Origin of the sequence: Cyclobacterium qasimii M12-11B (assembly GCF_000427295.1) — a bacterium.
Classification (GTDB): Bacteria; Bacteroidota; Bacteroidia; order Cytophagales; family Cyclobacteriaceae; genus Cyclobacterium; species Cyclobacterium qasimii.
The window spans coordinates 1-8,546 of record NZ_ATNM01000058.1; the positions used below are offsets into that span (position 1 = coordinate 1).

At 38.0% G+C, this 8,546-nt stretch carries 8 protein-coding genes and 1 tRNA gene; 5 read left to right on the forward strand and 4 right to left on the reverse strand.

Annotated features, from left to right (window positions below; translation table 11 throughout):
- Positions 1-217: 217 nt before the first annotated feature.
- From ADICYQ_RS28250 to ADICYQ_RS05160, 3 genes are all read right to left on the reverse strand, one after another.
- Entirely contained in the window at positions 218-388 is a 171-nt protein-coding gene (locus tag ADICYQ_RS28250) for a DUF2141 domain-containing protein (RefSeq protein ID WP_081652293.1), read from the reverse strand.
- Complete coding sequence (locus ADICYQ_RS27065; protein WP_051160122.1) at positions 336-605, reverse strand: DUF2141 domain-containing protein; 270 nt, start codon at positions 603-605, stop codon at positions 336-338. Before ADICYQ_RS27065 ends, ADICYQ_RS28250 begins: the two co-directional genes overlap by 53 nt.
- 244 nt (positions 606-849) lie before the next feature.
- Complete coding sequence (locus ADICYQ_RS05160) at positions 850-1,707, reverse strand: AMP-binding protein (protein ID WP_161625577.1); 858 nt, start codon at positions 1,705-1,707, stop codon at positions 850-852.
- Between the two features lie 112 nt (positions 1,708-1,819).
- On the opposite strand from ADICYQ_RS05160, the gene ADICYQ_RS05165 reads away from it, so the two are divergent.
- From ADICYQ_RS05165 to ADICYQ_RS05180, 4 genes are all read left to right on the forward strand, one after another.
- Entirely contained in the window at positions 1,820-2,656 is an 837-nt protein-coding gene (locus tag ADICYQ_RS05165; RefSeq protein ID WP_020894137.1) for a 1,4-dihydroxy-2-naphthoyl-CoA synthase, read from the forward strand.
- Positions 2,657-2,934: 278 nt separating this feature from the next.
- Positions 2,935-4,512, forward strand: a complete 1,578-nt coding sequence (gene pckA, locus ADICYQ_RS05170; RefSeq protein WP_020894138.1) for a phosphoenolpyruvate carboxykinase (ATP) — start codon at positions 2,935-2,937, stop codon at positions 4,510-4,512.
- Between the two features lie 7 nt (positions 4,513-4,519).
- Positions 4,520-5,695: a DUF4934 domain-containing protein gene (locus ADICYQ_RS05175; RefSeq protein WP_020894139.1), complete on the forward strand. Its 1,176-nt coding sequence runs from the start codon at positions 4,520-4,522 to the stop codon at positions 5,693-5,695.
- 224 nt (positions 5,696-5,919) lie between these two features.
- Complete coding sequence (locus ADICYQ_RS05180; RefSeq protein ID WP_040414661.1) at positions 5,920-6,765, forward strand: alpha/beta hydrolase; 846 nt, start codon at positions 5,920-5,922, stop codon at positions 6,763-6,765.
- 358 nt (positions 6,766-7,123) lie between these two features.
- Here ADICYQ_RS05180 and ADICYQ_RS05185 read toward each other — a convergent pair whose 3' ends face one another.
- Positions 7,124-7,849: a VIT1/CCC1 transporter family protein gene (locus ADICYQ_RS05185; RefSeq protein ID WP_020894141.1), complete on the reverse strand. Its 726-nt coding sequence runs from the start codon at positions 7,847-7,849 to the stop codon at positions 7,124-7,126.
- A gap of 356 nt (positions 7,850-8,205) precedes the next feature.
- Here ADICYQ_RS05185 and ADICYQ_RS05190 point away from each other — a divergent pair.
- Positions 8,206-8,279 (forward strand) — tRNA-Asp (locus tag ADICYQ_RS05190).
- The last annotated feature ends 267 nt before the right edge of the window (positions 8,280-8,546 follow it).

Below are 8,546 nucleotides of genomic sequence, written 5' to 3' on the forward strand. Positions count from 1 at the left end.
TTTTTTTATGCTTTCCCTTTTCAATTAGCATTCCCTAATAATTCAGGCTACTCTTGTTTTTTCTTGGCATAAACCCCAAAAAGATAAGAGAATATCACAATCCCACCTGATATTGTAGGTATATAAGGATGGTAAATGACCCTGAAAAAATAAAGAATATATACTATTGCAGCTATCAGGCCAATAACCGAAACCAATATTTGAAGATTTTTTAGCATTATAATTTCAAACTAAAGTTAATTGTGTTTTTCCCTGTAGACAATTCAAAAGCCGCACTTTCAAAAGACGGGGCCGAAAATTTACTCCGAGCATCGTTGGAGAAGCCATAAGCATCTTTAGGAATACCAAGAAGTGTTTTTCTCATTTTTACCATCTGCATCTCCATCATGAAAAGCAGCAACAGCGTAGGTTCCTTGAGGTAAATTTTCAAAATTAAAAATAGCCTTTCCGTTTTCTACTTTTGCTGTATTTTTCGAAACTGCATTCTCGTGAACTTCAGGAAACCCATCCTCTCTATCAAAAATCAACATCTGTACTACACCCTTTGCATCCTCGTCAAGGTTTACAAGGATAGTTAGCTCCGAATCATCCCCTAAATTTGACATAGCGATATATGCAGTGAACAGGATAAAAGAAAAATAATTCAACATTTTGCTAAAGTACGTAATTGATCTATCTTTCCAGAGGAGGTTAAAGAAAATTTAGGAATAAACAAGATTTGTTTGGGGCAGTGAAACCTTTGAAGTATCGTCCTCCCCTCCTCCAGAAGCAGACTTGCTTTATCAGCCGTTTCATTTGCTTGTATAACCAATGTGAGTGATTGCCCCAGGCTTTCATCATCTGTTCCAGTCAGAAAAACAACCTTCCAGGAAAATATTGCCCCATCAATCCCTCAATTTCTATTGCTATTTCCTCAGGATGTAGTTTTACCCCCCCTGAATTGACAACATTGTCAGCCCTACCTTTCCATAAAAAAGTTTCTTCACTTTGTAAACTTACCACATCATTGGTCTGCAGCCAAGTATTGCCTCCCATCGGCGCATGAATCAACAGCCTGTTCTGTTTGTCTACTTTTATTGCTACTCCTGGTAAAGCCTTATATAGCAATGCTCCACTATCTTTAAGGTCTGCCAAGGCAATGTGGGAAACAGTCTCTGTCATGCCATAAGTTTGAAAAACCCTGCCAGGTAAATTATTAACCTTCTCCCTCAACCGCGGAGAAAGTGCTGCGCCTCCGATAATGATGTTTTGTATTTGTTCTAGCGCTTTTATCCCATTGGAGGATGCCATGGTCTTTTCAACTTGCAAAGGAACCAAGGCGACGAAATCAAAATATTCATTAATGAGAGCCTTAAATGGATTCGATTCAGGTGGGATCACCCTCAGATCTCCTTTCCATTCCATGGCTCTCACAAGCATCATTTTACCTGCTACCTTACTTGTATCAAGACAACAAAGCATTTTACACCCCTCTTTAAAACCGAAAAACAACTTGGTAGCCTTGGCACTTTCAACAAGCTGCTTTCTGGAAACCGATACATTTTTGGGTGGACCTGTAGAGCCGGATGTTTGGAGGGTAAAAGCTTCTTTTCCATTCAACCACTCCCAACAAAAAACAAAAGCTTCCCTATAAAATTGAGAAAGCTGTTTTTCATCTCCTTTTTGTATTTGATTAAGCGTGAAAGTTGTGGTTCCGAATGTTATCATAGTTATTTTGCTATACAAAATAAATAAATTATCCCCTGGCATCCATAATCCGCAGGCTTAATTTCACAAAATTAAATTAGCCTGTTAACTTGCAATAAAAATTAACCTGGAAATGATCAATTGGAAAACAGCAAAAGAATACAAAGACATCACCTATAAAAAATGTGATGGTGTAGCCAGAATTGCATTCAACAGACCGGATATTAGAAATGCCTTTCGTCCACAAACCACAAGTGACCTTTATGATGCATTTTTAGATGCTCGTGAAGATGTAAATATTGGCGTGATTTTATTGTCCGCAGAAGGACCGTCTTCAAAAGATGGTGTTTATTCCTTCTGCAGTGGTGGAGACCAAAAAGCCAGAGGACATCAAGGCTACGTGGGTGAAGATGGAATGCACAGATTAAACATACTTGAGGTACAGAGACTCATTCGTTTTATGCCCAAGGTAGTCATAGCTGTTGTCCCGGGCTGGGCAGTAGGCGGTGGACATAGTCTTCATGTCATTTGTGACCTTACACTAGCGAGTAAAGAACATGCCATATTTAAACAAACTGATGCTGATGTAACTAGTTTTGATGGTGGCTATGGCTCTGCTTATCTTGCCAAAATGGTAGGGCAAAAAAAGGCCAGAGAGATATTCTTTTTAGGTCGAAATTATTCTGCTCAGGAAGCGTTTGAAATGGGAATGGTGAATGCTGTGGTGCCTCATGATGAACTGGAAAATACTGCTTATGATTGGGCACAAGAAATATTGGAAAAATCACCTACTTCTATCCGAATGCTCAAATTTGCCTTTAATCTAACAGATGATGGCATGGTAGGCCAGCAGGTATTTGCAGGTGAAGCAACAAGGCTTACTTATATGACGGAAGAAGCTAAGGAAGGTAGAGATGCTTTTCTACAAAAACGTAAACCTAATTTTAAACACATCAAATGGATTCCATAATTGGCTCATTTTAGTGCTGGTTAATTTTACAAATCCTTTTAAATTGGTAAGCTGATTATTCCTCTGGAGAGCATTCCAATTAAAATCATTAAATCCCTAGAAAACAGCCTGGAGAAACACATTGTTTCTCCAGGCTGTTTTTATTTGCTTCTTCCGGAGCGTAATCCCAAAACCCTTAGGTTTTTATGTTTTTTCATGACTTTGGTCATAGCCTAAGCACCAAGTTCTTGGTAATTTTATGGAATAGCAATAGGGAACTTAAATAGAAATGTAGGAATATGGATTTTGATTTAAAGCAATACGAAATTGGAGTAACCGATATCTTAAGAAACGGCGAAACAGCATTATTGTATGAAGCAGCCTTAAAGTTGGAAAAAGGGTCTGCCATCTCAAGTACCGGAGCCTTAATGGTTTTCTCGGGCAAAAAGACAGGAAGAAGCCCCAAGGACAAGAGAATAGTACGACACCCTGAATCTGAGAAAGACATCGACTGGGGATCTGTTAATTATGAAATGAATGAGCACACCTTTATGGTAAATAGAGAGCGTGCCATTGATTATTTTAATACGAGAGAACATCTTTATGTGGTCGATGCATATGCAGGATGGGATCCGAAGTTCAGGATAAAAGTAAGAATCATATGCACCCGTGCCTACCATGCACTATTTATGCAAAATATGCTCATCCTACCAAGCCCTGAAGAGTTGAAAAACTTCGGAGAACCAGATTATATTATTTTTAATGCCGGAGAATTTCCTGCCAATCACTTTACGACCAACATGACCTCAAAAACCAGTGTTGGAATTAGCCTGGAGAATAAGGAAGTCGTGATCCTCGGTACTGAGTATGCAGGAGAAATGAAGAAAGCCATCTTTTCGATCATGAATTACTTAATGCCTGATCAAGATGTATTGTCCATGCATTGCTCTTCCAATGTAGGTGAAAATGACGATGTCTCTTTACTGTTTGGACTTTCTGGCACTGGCAAGACCACCTTGAGTGCGGATCCTACAAGAAGACTAATAGGTGACGACGAACACTGCTGGCATGACAATGGTGTGTTCAATATTGAAGGTGGATGTTATGCCAAAGCAATTGATTTAAGTGAGGAAGCCGAGCCAGATATATTTGGTGCTATTCGTTATGGCACCGTGTTGGAAAATGTGGTTTATGACCCTTTAACTAGAAAGGTTGATTACACTGACACTTCAATAACGCAAAATACCCGAGCTGCTTACCCAATAGACTTCATAGAAAACACTAAAATTCCTTGTACAGCAGGACATCCCAAAAACATTATCTTTCTGACTTGTGATGCCTTTGGAGTATTGCCTCCTGTGAGTAAATTAAGTCCGGAACAGGCCAGTTACCATTTTATTTCTGGATATACAGCCAAGGTAGCCGGAACAGAAATGGGTGTAAAAGATCCAGAAGCCACTTTTAGTGCTTGTTTTGGTGCTGCATTTATGATGTGGCACCCAAATAAATACGCTAACTTACTGGCAGAGAAAATAAAAAAACATGAAGTAAACGCTTGGTTAATCAATACTGGGTGGAGTGGTGGTTCTTATGGCGTGGGCTCCCGAATTAAATTAAAATACACCCGTGCCATTTTGGATGCCATACACAATGGGGATTTTAACAAGGTAGAATTTGCAAAAGAAGCAGATTTTGAACTTCAAATTCCGACAACCTGTCCCGAAGTGCCAAGTGAAATACTAATCCCCGAAAACACCTGGAAAGACCAGGCGAAATTTCGTGAGGTAAAAAGCAAATTGGTCAATCTCTTTAAAGAAAACTTCAAACAATTTGAAGATCAGGTTGATGATAACATTACTAAAGCAGGGCCGAAATAAATAGCAAATGTGCAAAATCAGGTATTACGGTGTAATCATAGGTATACTTGGAATAATTCTGGTACAATGCCAGACAAAAGAGAAAGAAGGGGAAACTGACAAAACCCCTTCTTTTTTAATTGACAATACTTCTCTCCTTCCGTTTGAAAACATTGTATCTGAAATTGAATTTATCCCGTTGGTGGCCCCAAAAGACACCTTGATAAACCTATCTTGTAATGTTTCAGATTTGGTCGTCAATGATAAGATTTATTATGCCAGCAGATGCTTTAAGGATCTTTCCATTCATTCATTCGATTTAGCAGGCAATCACCTTCGGAGCTGGAACAAGAAGGGAGAAGGCCCAGGGGAATATCCTGCATTACACGGTTTGATTGTCGAAAACAATGAACTTTACGTAAGTACAGGAAGGGGATCCATATTGAAATACGGCTTACCTGAGTTTGATTTTAAAAAGGAAATTAAGTTGGGGGAATATAATTTTGTTCCTACTGAGTCTCTAATTTCACCAGAAAGCTGGTTGATTTCTTCTGAACCTCCGAACAAGGAGCGCGAAAAGATATTCCATGTAGTGGATCCAGAATCAAAAGACTCAAAAACGCTATCCATTTTATCTCTCCCATACAGTGGTGAATTAAACCCTGGAATGATTGCAAACATGAAGGATGGGAAACTGTTAAATATTGGACTTTCAGATACCATATACAGCTATCAAGAAGCTGCCGTCAAGCCTTTTATCACCCTGAATTTTGATAATAAAAGCATAATTCCAGATGATTTTGAATTGGAAGGGGAAGCATTTGTAGAAAAAATTCTGCTCTCTCAAGACTACGCGTTCAATACAGGACTAATCGATTTCAGTGAAGGCTGCCTAAAATTGATGGCTTATGGTATCGAAAAAAACCCACTTTTTGACAAGGGAAACCTTTCAACATTTCCTTTTTATGATGTGTTTATTTCCCGAAGTACTGGAGAGCTTAAAATTACAAAAGCATTGTTAAACGTTAGAAACAACAGTTATTCAGCGGGTGGTTATTTTTATCAGGTAATGCAACAAACGGATTGGCAAAGGGCCCTGGATTTAGGCTATTTTGGAAAATACGAAGACATGCTCTTGAAAAGTATTGAAAAATTATCTGATGAGGAGGATCCTATCATTCTAAAATTTAAAATTGATTTTTAGCTTGTATTTGTTCCACGTCTAAAGCAAAGTCGCCCCCTTACTTTAGGGAAGCGAAAATCCCGAGCTAAAGATTGACCAGTTTGGGTCAATGATTGATGGACATTGATACTTTCACAAGATTTTTTGATTAGGGTTTCACCTTTTTATTGGCCCTTTAAAAGCCAAAGCCTACCATGCTTTTAATTCTTTATGTAAATTAGATCGCAATATTAAACCGTAACCACATGAAATATAAAACCCAATCTCTCCTATTCATTTTTATTTTCACGGCTATACTATTGAGTCCCTACTCAAGCAGTGGCCAAAGCCATGTAGAGGAAACTTATAAAATAGTGGGCAATGACACCTTAAAAATGGACATCTACCTCTCAGACGAGCAAAAGAAAGACAAGCCTGCCATCGTTTTCTTCTTTGGTGGCGGATGGGTTTCCGGCAGCTGGGATCAATTTCGCCCGCATGCACTCCACTTCTCTCAAAAAGGCTTTGTTACTATTCTGGTCGACTACAGGGTTTCCTCCCGCCAAAAGACCAGTCCATTTGATGCGATTGAAGATGCAAAAGCAGCCATGAAATATGTCAAAAAGAATGCGGAGAGGCTTGGCTTGGATAGTGCTAAAGTAATTGCCTCTGGAGGTTCTGCAGGTGGTCATCTAGCTGCAGCAACAGCCACAATTCAGGGTTTTGAAGGTCTTGAAGATAGGAAGATCAGTTCCAAGCCTATTGCCTTGCTTCTTTATAATCCGGTAATAGACAATGGTCCTGCCGGATATGGCTATGACCGACTTGCTGACAGATACAAAGAAGTGTCTCCCCTTCATAACCTAAACAAAGGTGTTCCCCCAACACTTTTTTTATTGGGAACAAAAGATCAATTAATTCCTGTGGCTACTGCTAAGTATTATAAAACAGCCATGGAAAAATTAGGAAGTTATTGTGAATTAATACTATACGAAGGACAGCCTCATGGTTTTTTCAATTTCAAAAACAGAGAAATTTACGATCAAACCATAATGGAAACGGAAGCATTTTTAAAGAAAATTGAGCTGTTTCCCAAATCTGTTTCTGATTAAATCAATCGCTAACAAAAGAAACAAGGAGAAGATAAAATACAATAAAAAGTTATTTTTATCCTGAGATTTTCTGCAAAATCAACCTTTATAAGTGTATTAAAAACACTTAATAATGGTTTTTGAAAAAAATTTAATGAAATATTATTTGGTAAAATCTTATTTAATAAAATAATTGATTTTTTTTAACTTAATGAAAAGATATGCTAATAGTATGTTTGCGCTTCCATTTGTTTTTCTTAAGTTTAAAAAATCATAACAATTTAATTACTTACTCAGTAAGGCATTGCGCCAAAAATATAGCTGTAGTCGGTTAAAATAAACCCGCCTAAGAAGCCTTTGTAACCAAAGGCTTCTTTTTTTATTTTAGAAGCAATGCTTCTAAAATATCCCCCACAAAATACGCTACCATTGCGGCTATAAAACCAAGAGAAAGTGTCTCTAATACACTTTGCCAAATTCCCGTTTGGTTGACCCAACTTTTCAAAGTCCCGACAAAAACAAATGCCACTCCGGTGAGCATACAAGTCCATAAAAACACATCAAAATTAGCTTCATAAAAGAAATCCCACACATATACTGTAAGAGGAATAAAACCGATAACTACAAAAGAAATTAGCGTAGCAAGACCAATTTTAAAAGGACTCTTCACTTCTTCAATCATATTGAGTTCATCCTTCATCATCTCATTTACCCATCGGTCTCTATCTGAAACAATGACATCTACCACCTTTTGCAAAAGCTCTCCTTCAAAACCTTTTTCTTTATATATGGTGACAATCTCTTCACGTTCTTTCATTGGAAGATTGTCTACCTCCCAATATTCAATATTTTTATGTTTCTGATAATTTTCCTTTTCTGACTTGGAGGAAAGGTAGGCCCCAATAGACATGGACAGGCCATCCGCAAATAAATTGGCAAATCCCAAAATTATGATTACCATAGGATCCAGACTTGCCCCTACTGCTCCTGCCACTACCGCAAAGGTGGTGACGGCACCATCTATGCCTCCGTAAACAAACTCCCTAAGGTATTCTTGAAGATTTTTAAAAAAAGGTAATTCCTGATGCAATGCTGATTCTTCCAAAATGCGTCTATTTAATTTCCCTAATTGATGAATGCTTTGATGCCAAGTGTTGTATCAAGTTCACATAGCGTTTGAATTTACAAAAAATCAGTTAATCTGGGAAATATTAAGCACCCCTACTGAAAGAGAACTCGAAATCAATAAATGATCTTTATAAAGCAAGTGAATTATAGCCTTCTTTTAGCCATTTCATGCCACGAATCTATATTGAAAAATAAAATTTAAAATTAATCTCCTTGAATATGAAAGCGATAAAGCAAATGGACTCTTTTTTTTTGTCCTTCTATTGTAAAAAAACAAACATTCTTCTACCTTTGTATCACTTCAAACGAGGAGTAATAAAGAAACAAACAAACGGAGTGGTAGTTCAGCTGGTTAGAATGCCTGCCTGTCACGCAGGAGGTCGCGGGTTCGAGTCCCGTCCATTCCGCTAAAAAGCCTTGGTTTTCCAAGGTTTTTTTTGTTTTGATATTGGAACATACATTTTATCAATTGCGTTTCAGTCCAAACGAAAGATAAAAACCAATGAAAAACCCGAGTGGTAGTTCATCTGGTTAGATTGTCCCGACTAGTCGGGAAGGTCGCTGAATCGCAACTTTAGAAGAGTAAAAATATTGGAGTGGTAGTTCAGCTGGTTAGAATGTCCCGACTCGTCGGGAAGGTCGCTGAATCGAAACTTAAGAAACATAAAAATATT

Excerpts from the sequence above, each read along its gene's own strand:
- ADICYQ_RS28250 (WP_081652293.1), bottom strand. The coding sequence starts at position 388 with ATGATGGAGATGCAGATGGTAAAAATGAGAAAAACACTTCTTGGTATT.
- ADICYQ_RS27065 (WP_051160122.1), bottom strand. The coding sequence starts at position 605 with ATGTCAAATTTAGGGGATGATTCGGAGCTAACTATCCTTGTAAACCTT.
- ADICYQ_RS05160 (WP_161625577.1), bottom strand. The coding sequence starts at position 1,707 with ATGATAACATTCGGAACCACAACTTTCACGCTTAATCAAATACAAAAA.
- ADICYQ_RS05165 (WP_020894137.1), top strand. The coding sequence starts at position 1,820 with ATGATCAATTGGAAAACAGCAAAAGAATACAAAGACATCACCTATAAA.
- pckA (WP_020894138.1), top strand. The coding sequence starts at position 2,935 with ATGGATTTTGATTTAAAGCAATACGAAATTGGAGTAACCGATATCTTA.
- ADICYQ_RS05175 (WP_020894139.1), top strand. The coding sequence starts at position 4,520 with ATGTGCAAAATCAGGTATTACGGTGTAATCATAGGTATACTTGGAATA.
- ADICYQ_RS05180 (WP_040414661.1), top strand. The coding sequence starts at position 5,920 with ATGAAATATAAAACCCAATCTCTCCTATTCATTTTTATTTTCACGGCT.